Origin of the sequence: Streptomyces sp. NPDC059003 (assembly GCF_042740445.1) — a bacterium.
In the GTDB taxonomy this organism is placed as follows: Bacteria; Actinomycetota; Actinomycetes; order Streptomycetales; family Streptomycetaceae; genus Streptomyces.
Window position 1 is genome coordinate 1 of the sequence record NZ_JBHYJH010000192.1, and the last position, 15,980, is coordinate 15,980.

Annotated in this window: 16 protein-coding genes; 6 read left to right on the plus strand and 10 right to left on the minus strand. The window is 71.4% G+C overall.

Annotated elements, in window-relative coordinates:
* Positions 1 to 170 precede the first annotated feature (170 nt).
* Positions 171 to 554, plus strand: a complete 384-nt coding sequence (locus tag ACFWZ5_RS39005) for an STAS domain-containing protein (protein WP_384806288.1) — start codon at positions 171 to 173, stop codon at positions 552 to 554.
* Here ACFWZ5_RS39005 and ACFWZ5_RS39010 read toward each other — a convergent pair.
* Positions 465 to 1,448: a sigma-70 family RNA polymerase sigma factor gene (locus ACFWZ5_RS39010; protein ID WP_384806286.1), complete on the minus strand. Its 984-nt coding sequence runs from the start codon at positions 1,446 to 1,448 to the stop codon at positions 465 to 467. The genes ACFWZ5_RS39005 and ACFWZ5_RS39010 overlap by 90 nt on opposite strands.
* Positions 1,449 to 1,655: 207 nt before the next feature.
* A complete protein-coding gene (locus tag ACFWZ5_RS39015; protein ID WP_384806284.1) occupies positions 1,656 to 2,936 on the minus strand; it encodes an MFS transporter in 1,281 nt (426 codons plus the stop codon).
* A 63-nt stretch (positions 2,937 to 2,999) separates the two neighbouring features.
* Between ACFWZ5_RS39015 and ACFWZ5_RS39020 the strand changes: the two genes are divergently transcribed.
* A complete protein-coding gene (locus ACFWZ5_RS39020) occupies positions 3,000 to 3,986 on the plus strand; it encodes a LysR substrate-binding domain-containing protein (RefSeq protein WP_384806282.1) in 987 nt (328 codons plus the stop codon).
* A 205-nt stretch (positions 3,987 to 4,191) separates the two neighbouring features.
* A complete protein-coding gene (locus ACFWZ5_RS39025) occupies positions 4,192 to 5,946 on the plus strand; it encodes an FAD-binding oxidoreductase (protein WP_384892050.1) in 1,755 nt (584 codons plus the stop codon).
* Between the two features lie 41 nt (positions 5,947 to 5,987).
* Here the strand turns inward: ACFWZ5_RS39025 and ACFWZ5_RS39030 are convergent, their stop codons facing one another.
* Positions 5,988 to 6,752: an alpha/beta hydrolase gene (locus ACFWZ5_RS39030; protein ID WP_384803323.1), complete on the minus strand. Its 765-nt coding sequence runs from the start codon at positions 6,750 to 6,752 to the stop codon at positions 5,988 to 5,990.
* Positions 6,753 to 6,854: 102 nt separating this feature from the next.
* Between ACFWZ5_RS39030 and ACFWZ5_RS39035 the strand changes: the two genes are divergently transcribed.
* Entirely contained in the window at positions 6,855 to 8,048 is a 1,194-nt protein-coding gene (locus tag ACFWZ5_RS39035) for an adenosine deaminase (protein ID WP_384803320.1), read from the plus strand.
* 157 nt (positions 8,049 to 8,205) lie between these two features.
* The gene (locus ACFWZ5_RS39040; protein WP_384803317.1) at positions 8,206 to 8,652 is read left to right on the plus strand and encodes an ATP-binding protein; all 447 of its coding nucleotides are present in this window, start codon (positions 8,206 to 8,208) and stop codon (positions 8,650 to 8,652) included.
* 91 nt (positions 8,653 to 8,743) lie between these two features.
* Here the strand turns inward: ACFWZ5_RS39040 and ACFWZ5_RS39045 are convergent, their stop codons facing one another.
* From ACFWZ5_RS39045 to afsQ1, 6 genes are all read right to left on the minus strand, one after another.
* Positions 8,744 to 8,944, minus strand: coding sequence for a PspC domain-containing protein (locus ACFWZ5_RS39045; protein ID WP_384803314.1), 201 nt, complete (start codon positions 8,942 to 8,944; stop codon positions 8,744 to 8,746).
* Between the two features lie 103 nt (positions 8,945 to 9,047).
* A complete protein-coding gene (locus tag ACFWZ5_RS39050; protein WP_384803311.1) occupies positions 9,048 to 9,596 on the minus strand; it encodes a VanZ family protein in 549 nt (182 codons plus the stop codon).
* 66 nt (positions 9,597 to 9,662) lie between these two features.
* Positions 9,663 to 10,979 carry a phosphatase PAP2 family protein gene (locus ACFWZ5_RS39055; RefSeq protein ID WP_384803308.1) on the minus strand — a complete coding sequence of 439 codons (1,317 nt, stop codon included), beginning with the start codon at positions 10,977 to 10,979 and terminating at the stop codon, positions 9,663 to 9,665.
* 200 nt (positions 10,980 to 11,179) lie between these two features.
* On the minus strand, positions 11,180 to 11,785 hold the full coding sequence (locus tag ACFWZ5_RS39060; protein ID WP_384803305.1) for a hypothetical protein: 606 nt from the start codon (positions 11,783 to 11,785) through the stop codon (positions 11,180 to 11,182).
* On the minus strand, positions 11,782 to 13,401 hold the full coding sequence (locus tag ACFWZ5_RS39065; protein WP_384803302.1) for an ATP-binding protein: 1,620 nt from the start codon (positions 13,399 to 13,401) through the stop codon (positions 11,782 to 11,784). The genes ACFWZ5_RS39060 and ACFWZ5_RS39065 overlap by 4 nt, the downstream gene beginning before the upstream one ends.
* On the minus strand, positions 13,398 to 14,075 hold the full coding sequence (gene afsQ1, locus ACFWZ5_RS39070) for a two-component system response regulator AfsQ1 (protein ID WP_030562528.1): 678 nt from the start codon (positions 14,073 to 14,075) through the stop codon (positions 13,398 to 13,400). Before afsQ1 ends, ACFWZ5_RS39065 begins: the two co-directional genes overlap by 4 nt.
* A 213-nt stretch (positions 14,076 to 14,288) precedes the next feature.
* Between afsQ1 and ACFWZ5_RS39075 the strand changes: the two genes are divergently transcribed.
* Positions 14,289 to 15,047 carry a SigE family RNA polymerase sigma factor gene (locus tag ACFWZ5_RS39075; protein WP_384803299.1) on the plus strand — a complete coding sequence of 253 codons (759 nt, stop codon included), beginning with the start codon at positions 14,289 to 14,291 and terminating at the stop codon, positions 15,045 to 15,047.
* Positions 15,048 to 15,222: 175 nt separating this feature from the next.
* Here the strand turns inward: ACFWZ5_RS39075 and ACFWZ5_RS39080 are convergent, their stop codons facing one another.
* Positions 15,223 to 15,906 carry a uridine kinase gene (locus tag ACFWZ5_RS39080; protein ID WP_384803326.1) on the minus strand — a complete coding sequence of 228 codons (684 nt, stop codon included), beginning with the start codon at positions 15,904 to 15,906 and terminating at the stop codon, positions 15,223 to 15,225.
* Between the last annotated feature and the right edge of the window lie 74 nt (positions 15,907 to 15,980).

Consider the following 15,980-nt stretch of genomic DNA (forward strand, 5'->3'; position numbering starts at 1 on the left):
GACGGGCTGGATCTTGCCGCAAGATCCAGCCCGTCCGGCGTTTGAGGACGAGCGCGAAGCGCGGATAAATGGGGTCCTAGGGGCGGAGCCCCTAGTTTCGGGAAGGGGCGGGGTGGGGGAAAAGAAACCGCCCACCGATGAGTTCGCCGCACACCCCCAGTCACCCCTCCGTGACAGCCTCTGACGCGAACCCGCCGAACGCCCCGAACGTCCTCGTCCTCACCGGCCCCGTCCGCCAGGACGACATACCCCGGCTGTGCGCCGAGCTGCACGCCACCGCGTGCCGGACGACGGAGGCGGACGAGGTCGTATGCGACGTACGAGGCGTCACCACCGCGGACCTGGCGACGGTGGACGCCGTCGCGAGGATGCGGCTCACCGCCCGCAGGGCGGGGACGGGGCTGCGGCTCCGCGGCCCGACCCCGGCCCTGTGGGCCCTGCTCGGCCTCGTCGGCCTCGCGGAGCTATGCGTCGAGGTGGAGGGGCACCCCGAAGAGCGGGAACCACCTTTCGGTGTCGAGGAAGCAGTGGAATCCGGCGACCCGGCCCGCTGAGATCTCGATGACCTGGATCGCCCAGGGCGTGAAGCCGCCGTTGTCGGGGTCGGGCTTGTACTGCGCGAAGGCGGGCGTGCCGTTCGCCGAGACGGGGACGAGGCGGGAGCCCGCGCAGGCCGCGCCCATCGTCGCCATGAAGCCCGTGATGTCCTGAGGGCCGCGCAGCCACAGGTCGAACGGGGGCATCGTCATGACGGCGTCCTCGTGGAGCAGGGCGGTGAGGGCCGCCATGTCGTACCCCTCGAAGGCCTTCACGTAGCGGTCGAGGAGCTTCTGCTGCTCCTCGTCCAGCGGGTCGGACGTCGCCGTGTCGTCGGCCGGGCGGTCGGCGAGGGTGGCGCGGGCCCGCTGGAGGGCGCTGTTGACCGAGGCGACCGTCGTGCCGAGCAGCTCGGCGACCTCGCTGGCCTTCCAGGCGAGCACCTCGCGCAGGATGAGCACGGCCCGCTGCTTGGCGGGCAGCTGCTGGAGCGCCGCGATGAAGGCGAGGCGCACCGACTCCTTGGCGACGGCGGCCTCCTCGGGGCCGCCGACGGTGGGCAGCACGCGCGCGTCCGGTATCGGCTCCAGCCAGACGTTGTCCGCGCGCGGGGTGAGGGCCGCCTGGGCCAGGGGGGTCGACGCGGTCAGGTCCATGGGGCGGGCGCGGCGGTTGCCCGCGTTCAGCATGTCCAGGCAGACGTTCGTCGCGATGCGGTAGAGCCAGGAGCGCAGGCTGGAGCGGCCCTCGAACTTCTCGTAACTCCGCCAGGCGCGGACCATCGTGTCCTGCACCGCGTCCTCGGCCTCGAAGGCCGAGCCCAGCATCCGATAGCAGTACCCCGTCAGCTCGACGCGGTGCTTCTCCAGACTGGCGTCCAGCTCCGTGGTCGCCCCTACCGTCCTGCTCATCCCAACCCACCCCTGTGCTTCTGCCTGATCGGCGCGGAAGTCCCAGCACTTCGGAAGCTACCGCAGCCCACTGACAACGGCCTCCGGAGCGATGAAAACGGCAGCTCAGAGGGGGGAGTTTGCGGTATGGGCGCGCCCCGGCCCGCACGCGTACGCGCTGGACCGGGGCGGCGGGGGGACATGGTCAGCCGGGCCGCGTCGGGGCCGTCAGCCGTGGGCCGCCGCCACCCGCGCCACCCGCGTCCCGTACAAGGTGATCGACACGACGCCCACCACCGCGAGCACGCCGAGCGCCACCGTCCCGCCCCAGCCGCCCGAGTGGAAGGCCACCGCGCCGAGCGTGCCGCCCGCGCTGCTGCCGACGTAGTACGCGGACTGGTAGAGCGCCGACGCCTGGGCGCGGCCCTCCGTGGCCGTGCGGCTCACCGAGGACGACGCGACCGCGTGGCCCGCGAAGAAGCCCGCGGTGATCAGGACGAGGCCGAGCAGGACCAGGAGCAGGGCGGAGGAGAGCGACACGAGCAGGCCCGCCGCCGTGGTGCTCACCGCCAGGTACAGGGCCCCGCGCCTGCCGAGCCGCGCGACCAGCTTTCCGGCCGCCGCGGACGAGACCGTACCGAAGAGGTAGATCAGGAAGATCGAGCCGATGACGCCCTGCGGGAGCGAGAACGGCGCCTCGGTGAGGCGGTAGCCGATCACGGTGTAGACCGCGCCGAACACCGTCATGAACAGCGCGCCGATCGCGTACAGACGGCACAGGAGCGGGTTGGACAGATGCGAACGGACCGTCGTGGCCAGGGACTTCACGCTGAGCGTGCGCGGCGTGAAGTGGCGCGGGGCGGGCAGCAGCGCGCGGAACGCGAGGGCGCACACGACCGCGAGGAGGCCGACCACGCCGACCGCCCAGCGCCAGCCCCAGGCCTGCGCGGCCCAGCCGGAGACGATGCGGCCGCTCATGCCGCCGATGGAGTTGCCCGCGACGAACATGCCGATCGCGGCGACCAGCGCCTTGGGCCGCACCTCTTCCGCGAGGTACGCCATCGCCGACGCCGGCAGACCCGCGAGGGCCGCGCCCTGCACGGCGCGCAGCGCGATGAGCACGCCCACCGAGGGCGCGAACGGCACGAGCAGGCCGACCACGACCGCGACGGTCAGCGACGCGGTCATCAGGGTGCGGCGGCCGTAGCGCTCGGACAGCGCGCTCAGCGGCAGGACGAAGAGGGCGAGCGCGCCGGTGGCCGCCGACACGGTCCAGCTCGCGGTGGACGCGCTCGCGCCGAAGTCGGCCGAGACCAGGGGGAGTAGCGCCTGCGTGGAGTACAGCAGGGCGAAGGTGGCGACGCCCGCCAGGAAGAGCGCGAAGCTCATGCGGCGGTAGCCGGGGCCTCCGGGTGCCATGCGGGAGTCGCGCGGGGAAGAGGAGTCGGGGGACGGTGGGGTGAGGGCGACCGCATGGGTGGCGGACGCCCCGCTACTGGCAGGAGGCATGTCACGAACGTATGACCACCTGGGTTCATGCGTCCAATGCATGAAACGGCGATAATCGATCCCATGGAGCATCAGCAGAGGTCAGCGGCGCGACTGTCGCAGAACAGTGACACACGGGACACACGTCACGCCATGGATCACGACCGCGATCACCTCGTGCGCCTGCTCGCCCCGCGCCTCGCGTACTTCGCCGGGGTCGCCCGCACCGAGCACGTCACGCGCGCCGCCCACGAGCTCCAGGTGCCGCAGTCGACGCTGTCCCGCGCCCTGGTGCGCCTCGAACGCGACCTGGGCGTCGAGCTGTTCGCCCGGCACGGCCGCACGGTGTCGCTCACCCCGTCGGGCCGCACCTTCCTCGCCTCCGTCGAGCGGGCCCTCGCCGAGGTCGGCCGTGCCGCCGAGTCCGTGCGGGCCGACGCCGACCCGGCCTCCGGGAAGGTCGCGTTCGGCTTTCTGCACACGATGGGGTCCGAGACCGTCCCCGGGCTCATCCGGGCGTTCCGCGCCGACCATCCGCGGGTGCGGTTCAGCCTCGTCCAGAACTACGGCGAGGCGATGCTGGAGCGCCTGCGGGCCGGGGAGCTCGACCTCTGTCTGACCTCGCCGGTGCCGGACGCCCCCGACCTGGTCGCCCGGCGCCTCGACGAACAGCGGCTGCGGCTCGTCGTGCCCGACGACCACCGGCTCGCCGCCCGCAAGCGGATCCGCCTCGCCGAGGCCGCCGACGAGGCCTTCGTGACCCTGGAGCCGGGGTACGGCCTGCGCCGGATCACCGACGCGCTCTGCGCCGAGGCCGGCTTCAAGCCGCGGATCGCGTTCGAGGGGGAGGAGGCGGAGACCCTGCGGGGGCTCGTCGCGGCCGGGCTCGGGGTCGCGCTGCTGCCGCCGCCCGCGGTGGCCCGGCCCGGGGTGGTGGAGCTGACGGTCACGGGGCAGCGGGCGGTGCGGGAGATCGGCGTCGCGTGGCTGGACGGGCATCCGGACACGGCGCCGGTCGCGGCGTTCAAACGGTTCCTGCTCAGCAGGCGCGGGCAGTTGCTGCCCAGATGACGTGAACGCTCAGGTATGGACCGATGTCAAAGAATCGGACGAGTTGCACATGCTGCAACCAACCATTGCTTCGCTGGCAGTTCGGACAGTTTTATCGATCGAGGTATTGCGTCACTCCCGTCACATTGGTCTAGTCTCATGATCGATCATCGTTCGATGCGTCATCAACTTCCTTTGTGACCGGACCCGTTGGGGGAGTGTGGCCATGCGCAAGACAAACAAGGCAAACAGGGAAAACGTGGGGAACGGCGAGAGCGGGGAGAACTCCGGCAGATCACTCGGCCGTAGATCCCTCCTCACCGGCGCCGCCGCCGTCGCCGGCGGGGCCGCCGTCAGCACCGCCCTGCCCGCGAGCGCCCAGGCCGCCCCGCGCTCCGGTGCCGCGGCCGCCGCGACGGCCGCAGGGGAGGCGGCCGTCGCGACGCCCGACTACATCACCGTCAGCCCCAGCGACCCGCGCTTCCCCGACCTCGTCCGCGGCATCAACCAGCGCTGGGTCGCCAAGCCCGACTACGTCCGCCTGGTCACCACCACCGCCCAGGCCGTCCGCGCCGTGCAGGAGGCCGTCACCGCGGGCAAGCGCCTGACCGTGCGCAGCGGCGGGCACTGCTACGAGGACTTCGTCTTCAACAAGGACGTCCAGGTCGTCATCGACATGTCGGGGATGACCCAGGTCTACTACGACACCGCCAAGAACGCCTTCGCGGTCGAGGGCGGCGCCTCGAACCTCCAGATCTACGAGACGCTCTACAAGCTGTACGGCGTCACGCTCCCGGCCGGATCCTGTGCCTCCGTCGGCGCGGGCGGCCACATATCCGGCGGCGGCTACGGCCTGCTGTCCCGCCTGCACGGCCTGACCGTCGACCACCTCTACGGCGTCGAGGTCGTCACCGTCGACAAGAACGGCACCGCCAAGGCCGTCGTCGCCACCCGCGACTCCACCGACGCGTCCCTCAAGGACCTGTGGTGGGCCCACACCGGCGGTGGCGGCGGCAACTTCGGCCTGATCACCCGCTACTGGCTGCGCTCACCGGGCGCCACCGGCACCGACCCGTCCAAGCTCCTGCCCAAGCCCCCGTCCGAGGTCTTCGTGCACGCCACGGCCGTCAAGTGGGCGGACCTGAGCGAGGACTCCTTCACCCGCCTCCTCCAGAACTGGGGCACCTGGCACGAGCAGAACTCCGCGCCGGACTCCAAGTACAACTCGCTGTTCGGCCTCCTGAAGCTGAACCAGAAGGCCAACGCCAACTCCGAGATCGTCCTGCTCACGCAGATGGACGCCACGGTCCCCGACGCCCAGGCCCTCCTCGACGACTACCTGGCCGCGGTCTTCGCGGGCGTGGGCGCCACCCGCCGGGCCATGACCCAGCGGGCCGGCGAGCACGCGGCCATGCCGCAGTTCGCCAAGCCGCGCACGCTGCCCTGGTACATCGCCACCGACTACCTCAGCGGCGGCAACCCCACGCTGTACGGCAAGTACAAGTCGGCGTACGCCCGCAAGGGCTTCTCCGCCACCCAGATCAAGGCGATGTACAAGCACCTGACGCGCACCGACTACAGCAACGGCGACGCGCTGCTCCAGGTCGACTCGTACGGCTGCCGCATCAACAGCGTCAAGCCCGGCGAGACCGCCGTGCCGCAGCGCGACTCGGTGCTCAAGCTCCAGTACCAGACCTACTGGACCAACCCGGCCGACGAGGCCAAGCACCTGGCCTGGATCCGCGAGTTCTACAAGGACGTGTACGCGGAGACCGGCGGCGTCCCCGTGCCGAACGAGATCAACGACGGCACGTACATCAACTACCCCGACAAGGACCTCGGCGACTCCGCCTGGAACACCTCGTCGACGTCGTGGAACAACCTCTACTACAAGGACAACTACGCCCGCCTGCAGAAGGCGAAGGCGGCCTGGGACCCGAAGAACATCTTCCGACACGCCCAGTCGGTCCAGCTGCCGTAAGGCCCCGCGTTCCCCGCGTCCCGAAGGGGCGCGGGGAACGTTCAGTTCCGCAAGGTCCTGCCGAAGCCGGAGGCAAGCGGCATCCGTAACCCCAAGGGCGGCGGAGCCGCAAGCGCGTCCTCCACGGGCCGGGCGAAGGCGTGACCGTACAGCGCCCCCTGGACGAAGTTCGACGCGAGGGCGAGCACCTCCTCGTGGTGCTGGCTGAGCCGGTGCCCGTCCGAGTGGACCTCGAACCGGCACACGTCCCGGTTCGACTTCTTGGCCCGCTCGGCGAGGCGGAAGGACAGCTCGGGGTCGGTCCGCTCGTCGTTCGTGCCGTGCACGATCAGGACCTGCCGCCCCACGAGCTGCTTCACCGGTTCGGGCGGCGCGGCCACATCGTCCTCCGGCAGCCAGGGCGCGAGCGCCAGGACGGAGTTGACCGCGGTATGACCGGCGGCCCGCAGCGCCGCGCGGCCGCCCATGTCGATCCCGGCGAGGCACACAGGGACGTCCCCGTAGCGGCGTACGACCTCGTCGACGGCCCAGGTGGCGTCCCGCGCGAGCTGCGCCTCCGCGCCGTTCCAGCCGCCCACGCCGTAGTGCACGGTGTGCGCCGCGAGCCCGTCGGCGCGCCCGGCCTTCGCCAGCTGCCGACCCAGCGAGCGCACCGCGGGCAGCGCGAGGGGCGAGGGCCTGCGCGTGGACGTCTCATGACCGCCGGGAAGCAGCAGCACCACCGCGGTCACGGTCCCCGGGCGCGCGCCGATCGGGCGCCCCAGTCTGGCCGAACGCACGGGACGGGAGGTCGCTTGCTGAGCCATGCCAGAACAGTGTCAGAAGTCAGGGTGGATGCCACCCGTCCGCCGGGTCACTGTTACGTATCGACCAGTGAGTTCTACGCGCGTAGGCGTTAGAGTGCGGAAATGACGAGCCAGATCAACAAGATCACTGAAGGAAGCGGTCACACGGGCCGTGGCACCGCCCCCGGAATCCCGGACTCCGAGCAGATCCGCCGCGCCCCCAAGGTCCTGCTCCACGACCACCTCGACGGCGGCCTGCGCCCCGGCACCATCGTCGACCTCGCCCGCGAAAACGGGTACGAGGGCCTCCCCGAGACCGACCCCGACAAGCTCGGCGTCTGGTTCCGCGAGGCGGCCGACTCCGGCTCCCTGGAGCGGTACCTGGAGACGTTCGCGCACACCTGCGCCGTCATGCAGACCCGCGAGGCCCTGGTGCGGGTCGCCGCCGAGTGCGCCGAGGACCTGGCCGAGGACGGCGTCGTGCACGCCGAGATCCGGTACGCCCCCGAGCAGCACCTGGAGGCGGGCCTCACCCTCGAACAGGTCGTCGAGGCCGTCAACGAGGGCTTCCGCGAGGGCGAGCGCCGCGCCAGGGCGAACGGCCACCGCATCCGCGTCGGCGCCCTGCTCACGGCCATGCGGCACGCCGCCCGCGCCCTGGAGATCGCCGAACTCGCCAACCGCTACCGCGACGCGGGCGTCGTCGGCTTCGACATCGCGGGCGCCGAGGCCGGCTTCCCTCCCACCCGCCACCTCGACGCCTTCGAGTACCTGAAGCGCGAGAACAACCACTTCACCATCCACGCCGGCGAGGCCTTCGGCCTGCCCTCCATCTGGCAGGCCCTCCAGTGGTGCGGCGCCGACCGGCTCGGCCACGGCGTGCGCATCATCGACGACATCAAGGTCGCCGACGACGGCACGGTCCAGCTCGGCCGCCTCGCCAGCTACGTGCGCGACAAGCGCATCCCGCTGGAGATGTGCCCGAGCTCCAACCTCCAGACGGGCGCCGCGACCTCCTACGCCGAGCACCCCATCGGCCTGCTCCGCAAGCTGCACTTCCGGGCGACCGTCAACACCGACAACCGCCTGATGTCCGGCACGAGCATGAGCCGCGAGTTCGAGCACCTGGTCGGCACGTTCGGCTACACGCTCGACGACATGCAGTGGTTCACCGTCAATGCGATGAAGTCCGCATTCATTCCTTTCGACGAACGACTCGCGATGATCAATGACGTGATCAAGCCCGGCTATGCCGAGCTGAAGTCCGAATGGCTGTTCCGGCAGACGGTCTCCACCAGCGGATCCGTCGACAACTAAGCGGATTTTGTACGTCAACACGGCGTTCTTGGGCGGCCGGGAGCAGTAACTCCCGGCCGCTTTCGACTGTTTGCGGGCTGTGCTGCGGGTGCTTAACGTCGAGCCCCGCTCAACGCCCCCGTCATCCCCGTCATCAAGACGCAAGGACGCATTGAAGATGAAGCAGTCTGCTGCCAAGACCCTCGGTGTCGCCGCTCTCGGAGCCGCCTTCGCCGCCGCGGCCGCCGGTGCCGCGAGCGCCGCCCCCGCGGTCCCCGCCGTGCCGGACGCCACCGGTGCCCTCGGCTCCCTCTCGTCGACGCTGCCGCTCGACCAGGCCGCGAAGACGCTGCCCGTGGGCGGGGTCGAGTCCCTCGCCGCCGGTCAGAACGCCCTGGAGAACGGCCTGACCGGCGCCCAGCCCACCCTCGAGAAGGTCCTCGGCGGGGACGACAAGGCCGAGCCCGCCGACGACCAGGGCGAGGACGGCAAGAAGGCGGCCGCCGCGCCCAAGCCCGCGGGCCCCAAGCCCGCCGACCCGGTGGGCCAGCTCCTCGGCGGCCTGCCGACGGGCCCGGTCGCCACGCAGGGCCTGCCCACCTCGAACCTCGGCCTGCCGCTCTAGGTCCTGCCGGTCGGCCGACACGGGCCGCGCACGACGGACGGGGCGCACCCTCAGGGGGTGCGCCCCGTCGTCGTACCCGGGGGACGGGTACTCACCAGGCGGTCTTCGCCCTGCGCTCCGAAGGCAGCAGGATCCAGAGCGCGATGTACAGCAGGAACTGCGGTCCCGGCAGCAGGCAGGAGACGACGAAGATCATGCGCATCGCGAACGGGGAGATGCCGACGCGGCGGGCGAGGGCAGCGCACACTCCGCCGATCATGCGGCCGTCGGTGGGGCGGGCAAGGGCGGTCATGGTGGCTCCTTCGTGGACCGTTACCGAGTCTGGGGCGAGGCCCCGGCATCCGGTGACCTCGATGACTCCACCGTAGGGTCACGAAGGGGGACAAAGCATCGGGCTACGGGGCGATGCCGACCCTGGGAATCTTCGGGGTCGAACCCTGAGGGGCGTCCTCCCGGGAGGCCCGTGGACGCGGCTTCGCGGCCTTGCGGCGGCGCAGGCGGGCCCGCGCGGCGGGCACCACGGCGACGTGGGCGAGGGCCACGCCCAGGGTGTTCAGGAGCAGCGAGTCGACGTCGACGACCTGGCCGGGCACGCCGGTCTGCAGCAGTTCGATGCCCAGGGAGATCAGCGCGCCCGCGGTGACGGTACGGGCCATCGAGGCCAGCGGCGACACCTGGACGCGGCCGCCCGCGAGGGGAAGCAGCACGCCGAGGGGCGCGAGCAGCAGCAGCGCGCCCCCGATCTGCCGGGTCGCCTGCTCGGGACCGCGCGCCAGGTCCGCCTTGATCCCGGCGAACGGCTCCAGATTCGCGGCGCTCACCCAGGGCACGTCCAGCGGCCGCAGCGTGATCCACGCGACGACCAGGAGATGCGCGACGAGGAGTACGCCTCCTGCCGCGCGCGAGCGGATGGCGGCTTGGCGGCCGCCCGAGCCTTGACGCACGTCACCCAAGACGCGGCGGGCGGCGGGAACGGTTCCGGACGCCGCGGGTGCTCTCCCGCCCGCCCGTCAGACCAGCTCGGGCTGTGGCTCCGGTTGCCGCGCCGGCGTCGCCTTCGGCGCCCACAGCCCGATGGTCCGCACATAGCCGTAGACCACCGACGACATCAGGAGCAGGAGCAGCGGCCCGAACAGCCACGGGTGCGCGGCCATCTGCGTCGGCAGGAAGCGGTACGACACCAGGAGCGCGGCGAAGACCGCCGTGCCGTAGGCGACGAGCCGGACCACCGACGGGTCCCAGCCGCGGGCGCACGAGCGCACGGCCGCCTCGACCGTGAACGCGAACACCACGCCGGCCACGAGGTCCACGCCGTAGTGGTAGCCGAATCCGAGCGTCGCGCAGAGCGTGGCGATCAGCCAGAACGTGCCCGCGTACTGCAGCGCGCGCGGGCCCTTGCGGGAGTGGATGAAGATCACGGTGGCCCACGCCGTGTGCAGGCTCGGCATGCAGTTGCGCGGGGTGATCCCGTCGTACGGCACCGCGTGCGGGCTGCCGATCGGCGGCGGCGTGTCCGGCCAGAGGTTGGCCACCGCCCAGTGCTCCCCGCCGGTGCCGAAGGCGCCGGTGCCGTAGGCGAAGACCGGCCCGACCACCGGGAAGATCATGTAGAAGGCGGGCCCGAGCAGACCGATCACCAGGAAGGTGCGCACCAGGTGGTGGCTCGGGAAGCGGCGCTCGCTCGCCACGTTGCGCAGCTGGTAGAGCGCGACGACGACCGCGGCCACGGCGAGCTGGACGTAGACGAAGTCGAGGAAGTGGCTGCCGGCGGGCCCGGTGGCCCTGATGATCCGGCCCATCAGCCACGACGGGTTGCCGAGCGCGTGGTCGGCGGTCGCCACGTACGGGTCGAGCACCGTCGGGCGGGTCTTCGACGTGATGAGCAGCCAGGCGTCGCCGGTCTTGCGGCCCGCCACGAGGAGCAGGCCGAGCCCGACGCCCTTCAGGAGCAGGGTCCGCTCCTGGCCGGTGCGGCGGGTGACGGCGATGACCGCGCAGCCCAGCATCACCCACAGCGCGCCGTTGCCGAAGGTCAGCTTGGAGTCGACCGCCCACCGCCCCAGGAAGAAGGGGATGTCGATGGCGACCGCGACACCGGCCGCGATGAACCGCTCCCGCCAGGTGAGCACCACCATCATCAACGCCATGCCGGCGTAGAGCAGCGGCCCCGACGCGGGGGCGAAGATCACTTCGCGCGCCTGGTTGGTGATCGGCCCCGGCACGCCGTAGTGCCGCGCCGCGATCTCGAGGGCGACGAGGAACCCGAGGGCCACCGCACTCGCCGCGGTCCACAGCAGCACCCGCGGCCGGCGCAACCCGGAGAACACAGTTCCGCAATTTATTCGCGAGGAAAGTCGCGATGCCTTAGATATCAATGGCCTGGCCGATGTGTGAGATGTCTTGTCAGGTGTCAGTCAAATAGCTCACTTTTCGCGCTGGATGGCGGGTTCTCCGGTAAGGGCCGGGCGATCAGGGCGATCATCGTGAGTCGGATCATGCTATCGGAGCAGTGCGGGCGGGCCGGGGCTCAGGGATTCAGGGGCTGGGACGGAGGCACCACGGTATCGGGCCGGGCCCGGACGTCCGGCGGGCATTCGTAGCGGCGCAGCTCGGTGCCGGGCGGGCCGCCCAGGACGACCGAACCGCCGTCGGACGCCGCGCTGTCCGCGTACGTGCACACGAGCTGGCCGAGCGCGGCGGACGGCAGGTCCTGCGGTCGCCTGCTGAGCCTGAGCGCCTCGTCCGGGTCGCCGCGCCGCGGACCGCCGACGGTCATGCCGCGGCGCACGTGCGTCGCGTACCCGGCCTGCTTCTCGGCGTCCGACGGCTCCACCGACAGCTCGTCGAGGAGCGCCTGCGCGATGCGCACCCGGTCCGTGTCCGCCTTCTCGGTGGGGATCCGCACCGTCCGGTCCACGCTCACCAGGCGCGACGCGCACACCAGGAAGATCTGTACGGGTACGCCGGTGGCCTGGTCCCGCGCCGAGACGCCCGACGCCGACGCCCCGCACGGCACCCGCGAGGGCGCGGCGCCGAAGTCGGTGGGCACCTCGGTGGAGCGGATGCCGCATCCGGCGAGCACGGTGGTGAGCGCGGCGGCGGCAAGGGCGGCCCGAAGCCGTCGCCTGGTCATGTCGTCTCCTTGCCTTCCTCGGTACGGGCCCCGGCCGCGTCCCGCTCCGGTTCCTGTCCGGAGACCTGCTCGGCGTCCTGCCCGGAACCGGGCTCGGCCGTCAGCGGCGAGGCGTCCCGCGGCAGCCGGAGCGTGAACACGGCGCCGCCCCGGGGCGAGTTGGCCGCGGTGATCTCGCCGCCGTGGATGTGCGCGTTCTCCAGCGCGATGGAGAGCCCGAGCCCGCTGCCCTCCGAACGCGGCCGGGACGCGCTGGCCTTGTAGAAGCGGTCGAAGACGTGCGGCAGCACGTCCTCGGGAATGCCGGGCCCGCCGTCCCGTACGGAGACGACCAGGCTGTCGCCGTCGAGCCGCACCGACACCTTCACCGGGGACCCGCCGTGCTTGAGGGCGTTGCCGATGAGGTTCGCGAGGATCACGTCCAGGCGGCGCGGGTCCAGGCGGCAGGTGATGCCGCGCTCGGCGTCCAGCTCCACGGCGTCGAGCCAGGCGCGCGCGTCGATGCACGCCGTGATCTGGTCGGCGATGTCGACGTCGTCGAGGACGAGCCGCGCGGTGCCCGCGTCGAAGCGGGTGACCTCCATGAGGTTCTCCACGAGGTCGTTCAGGCGCCGGGTCTCGCTGACGACCAGGCGCACCGCGGGCTCGATCATCGGGTCGACGGAGCCGGTCTCGGCGTCCAGCTCCTCCTCAAGGACCTCCGTCACGGCGGTGATCGCGGTCAGCGGCGTCCGCAGCTCGTGCGACATGTCCGCCACGAACCGGCGGCTCGCCTCGTCGCGGGCGCTCATGTCCGCGACCTTCTTCTCCAGGTTCTCGGCGGTCCGGTTGAACGTGCGCGAGAGCTCCGCGAGCTCGTCCGTGCCGGACACGCGCAGCCGCGTGTCGAGCTTGCCCTCGCCGAGCCGGCGCGCGGCCACGCCCAGGCGGTGCACGGGTTTGAGCACGGTCGTCGCGGCGGCCTGCGCGAGCAGCGCGGAGCCGACGAGCGCGAGCGCCGTCGCGATCGCGAGCGACCAGCCGAGCGAGCTGAGGTCCTTGGCCTCCGGCTCCAGGGACTTGAGCATGTACCCGGTGGGACCGCCCCCGACGATCTTCGTGCCGCCGACCAGGTACGGAGTGCCGTGGTCGACGGTCCGCTGCCAGTACAGGTGGTACGGGCTCTTGTTCCCGTCGTCGAGCGACTGCTCCTTCTTGACGGCGTCCCGCAGCGGCTTCGGCACCTTGGCGAGCGTGAACGCGTCCAGGTCGGAGTAGCCGAAGATCCGCTCGCCGCGCGCGTTCTCGCCGACCAGGAGCACGCTGTAGCGCTGGCTGCTCTTGGCCATCTGGCCCGCGGCGGCCTGCAGGTCGTCCTGCGTGAGGTTCGGCGGCAGGGCGCCCGCGCGGGTCTGCATCTGCTGCCGGAAGTCCTTGAGCGCCGCGTCCTGCGCACGCGTGAGCACGGCCTCGCGGTTCAGCCAGTACGCGATGCCGGAAGCGGACACCGCCGCGGTCAGCGCCACCAGGGCGAAGACCACGACGAGCCGCAGCCGGAGACTGGTGAAGCGCAGGCCGGACAGGATCGCCTTGCGGGCCGCGGGCAGACCCCGGGCCGTGTCGTGCGGTGGTGTCACTGAGGCGTGTCCAGCCGGTAGCCCACGCCCCGCACCGTACGGATCAGCGTCGGCGAGGACGGCACGTCCTCGACCTTGGCGCGCAGCCGCTGCACGCAGGCGTCGACGAGCCGCGAGTCGCCGAGGTAGTCGTGCTCCCAGACCAGGCGGAGCAGCTGCTGGCGCGACAGGGCCTGGCCGGGACGCCGGCTCAGCTCCAGCAGGAGCCGCAGCTCGGTCGGCGTGAGCTGCAGGTCCTCGCCGTTCTTCGTCACGGTCATCGCCGCGCGGTCGATCACGAGGGACCCGAACGTCGCCGCGTCGTTGGCCTCGCGCTCACCGCGCCGCAGGACCGCGCGGATCCGAGCGTCGAGCACCCGTCCCTGCACGGGCTTGACCACGTAGTCGTCGGCGCCGGACTCCAGGCCCACGACCACGTCGATGTCGTCGCTGCGCGCGGTCAGCAGGATGATCGGCAGCTGGTCGGTGCGCCGGATGCGGCGGCACACCTCGAAGCCGTCGATGCCGGGCAGCATCACGTCCAGCACGATCAGGTCCGGCCGCTGCTCACTCAGGAGCTTCAGGCCGTCCTCGCCGGTGGCAGCGGTGGCCACCCGGTGCCCCTGGCGCGTCAGCGATAGCTCCAGGGCCGTCCGGATGGCGTCGTCGTCCTCGATCAGCAACAGGGAAGGCACGAACGTCATTCTGTCCCATGGTGCGGGCCCAGTTCGACTGTTGGCCGGGCTCTCACACCGCACCTGCACGAGCAGGACCCGTAGTCGATCTTCCCGAAGCCCTGCTCGGACCCCTGTGACAGGTCTGTGACAGTCGGCGGACAACGCCATGAAGTCGCTCGGGCAGAGTTTTGGGCACACGGAAATCCCAGACTCCACGACGGGGGGCGCGAGATGAACACGCTGCACAGCACCAGCTCAAGCGCAGTTGTCACGCGTCTGCACGACATCAACCGGAGTTCTGAGAAGCACGAGAAGTCCGGTGCCGTGAGCGGGCGGGGGTGCGCTCGCGGCACCGGGCGCCAGCACACCGGTTACATGACGGTGGTTGGCGCACTGAAGGGCGGCAGTGACGGGGGAGCTCACGGGGGAGCCGCGTACAGGGAGGAATCGGGGGAGCAGGCGTCCCGCTCGGAAGCGGAGTTCACCGCTTACGTCCAGGAGCGCCGCGCCTCCCTGTACGCCACCGCCTACCACCTGACCGGCGACCGCTTCGAGGCCGAGGACCTGCTGCAGAGCGCCCTCTTCTCGACGTACCGCGCCTGGGACAGGATCAGCGACAAGGCCGCCGTCGGCGGCTATCTGCGGCGCACCATGACGAACCTGCACATCAGCGCGTGGCGCCGCCGCAAGCTCAACGAGTACCCGACCGAGGAACTGCCGGAGACCGTCGGCGACACGGACGCGATGCGCGGCACCGAGCTGCGCGCCGTCCTGTGGCAGGCACTGGCCCGGCTGCCCGAGCTCCAGCGCACCATGCTGGTCCTGCGCTACTACGAGGGCCGCACGGACCCGGAGATCGCGGACATCCTCGACATCAGCGTCGGCACGGTGAAGTCCAGCATCTGGCGGTCGCTCCGCCGGCTGCGCGAGGACGAGGTCCTCAGCTTCGGCCGTGACGAGGAGGAGTCCTTCGGCGAGTTGGTCGCCTGAGGATCGGGGCCCGCCGAGGCGTCAGCCGCGCCGGGTCCGACGGGGGAAAGCACGGGGGCCGCCGCTCCTGGGGGGAAGCGGCGGATGGGGAAAATGGGGGGATCACGGGGGATCTCACGGGGGCACGACAGCGGGACCGGAAGGCCGGGGGGTCTTTCCGGTCCCGCTTTTCGTCCTACGCCGCGCCCGCGCGGGCCTTCACGCACCGGCCCGCCGCCGCGGCCGCGAGGCGGCCCAGGGCCTCCTCCTTGCCGCACGGGTGGGCGCCCAGGGCGCGCTGGCGGGCCACGATCGCGCGTTCCGCGCGCATCAGGCGCCAGCCGCGGCGCAGCAGGAACGGCACGGACTTGCGGCCCTCGCGCAGATCCCTGAGCAGTCGGCGCCGGAACGTCGTCGACGGGCGACCGCGCAGGCAGATCGCGTCCGCGAGCACGCCGAGCTCACGGCAGCGCTCCACGATGTCCGCGGCGAAGATGCCCTCCGCGATGAACAGCGGCGTGCGTTCGATGTCGAGTGCTTCCTCGCCGACCCGCGCGCTCGTCGCGATGTCGTACACCGGAACGCGGGTGCGGCCCGTGCGGCACAGCTGCTCGATGGCGGCGAGCGCCACGTCGGCGTCCCAGGACCGCGGGGAGTCCCAGTCGATGTCCGAGCTGCCCGGGACCTGCGGCAGCGTGGGGTCGGTGCCTTCCTTGTAGAAGTCGTCGAGGCACAGCACCGGCAGGCCCGTGCGGGCGGCGAACGACGACTTGCCCGAGCCGGAAGGCCCGGTCAGCAGGACGACGCGCGTGGGTATCGGGGGATGGGAACCCAATTCTATGAACCTTCTCACCTGCGGTTTTGCGGAACAGTCGGACATTTGCGTCGCACTCGACCCTGCTGAGTCTCGCTCGATCCTGCTCGCCGCGTGGGGCGTGCGCACACGTGCGCACC

Excerpts from the sequence above, each read along its gene's own strand:
- ACFWZ5_RS39010 (WP_384806286.1), bottom strand. The coding sequence starts at position 1,448 with ATGAGCAGGACGGTAGGGGCGACCACGGAGCTGGACGCCAGTCTGGAG.
- ACFWZ5_RS39040 (WP_384803317.1), top strand. The coding sequence starts at position 8,206 with ATGAAGCAGTCTGCTGCCAAGACCCTCGGTGTCGCCGCTCTCGGAGCC.
- ACFWZ5_RS39075 (WP_384803299.1), top strand. The coding sequence starts at position 14,289 with ATGAACACGCTGCACAGCACCAGCTCAAGCGCAGTTGTCACGCGTCTG.
- ACFWZ5_RS39035 (WP_384803320.1), top strand. The coding sequence starts at position 6,855 with ATGACGAGCCAGATCAACAAGATCACTGAAGGAAGCGGTCACACGGGC.
- ACFWZ5_RS39025 (WP_384892050.1), top strand. The coding sequence starts at position 4,192 with ATGCGCAAGACAAACAAGGCAAACAGGGAAAACGTGGGGAACGGCGAG.
- ACFWZ5_RS39030 (WP_384803323.1), bottom strand. The coding sequence starts at position 6,752 with ATGGCTCAGCAAGCGACCTCCCGTCCCGTGCGTTCGGCCAGACTGGGG.
- ACFWZ5_RS39080 (WP_384803326.1), bottom strand. The coding sequence starts at position 15,906 with ATGTCCGACTGTTCCGCAAAACCGCAGGTGAGAAGGTTCATAGAATTG.
- ACFWZ5_RS39060 (WP_384803305.1), bottom strand. The coding sequence starts at position 11,785 with ATGACCAGGCGACGGCTTCGGGCCGCCCTTGCCGCCGCCGCGCTCACC.
- ACFWZ5_RS39045 (WP_384803314.1), bottom strand. The coding sequence starts at position 8,944 with ATGACCGCCCTTGCCCGCCCCACCGACGGCCGCATGATCGGCGGAGTG.
- ACFWZ5_RS39015 (WP_384806284.1), bottom strand. The coding sequence starts at position 2,936 with ATGCCTCCTGCCAGTAGCGGGGCGTCCGCCACCCATGCGGTCGCCCTC.
- ACFWZ5_RS39020 (WP_384806282.1), top strand. The coding sequence starts at position 3,000 with ATGGAGCATCAGCAGAGGTCAGCGGCGCGACTGTCGCAGAACAGTGAC.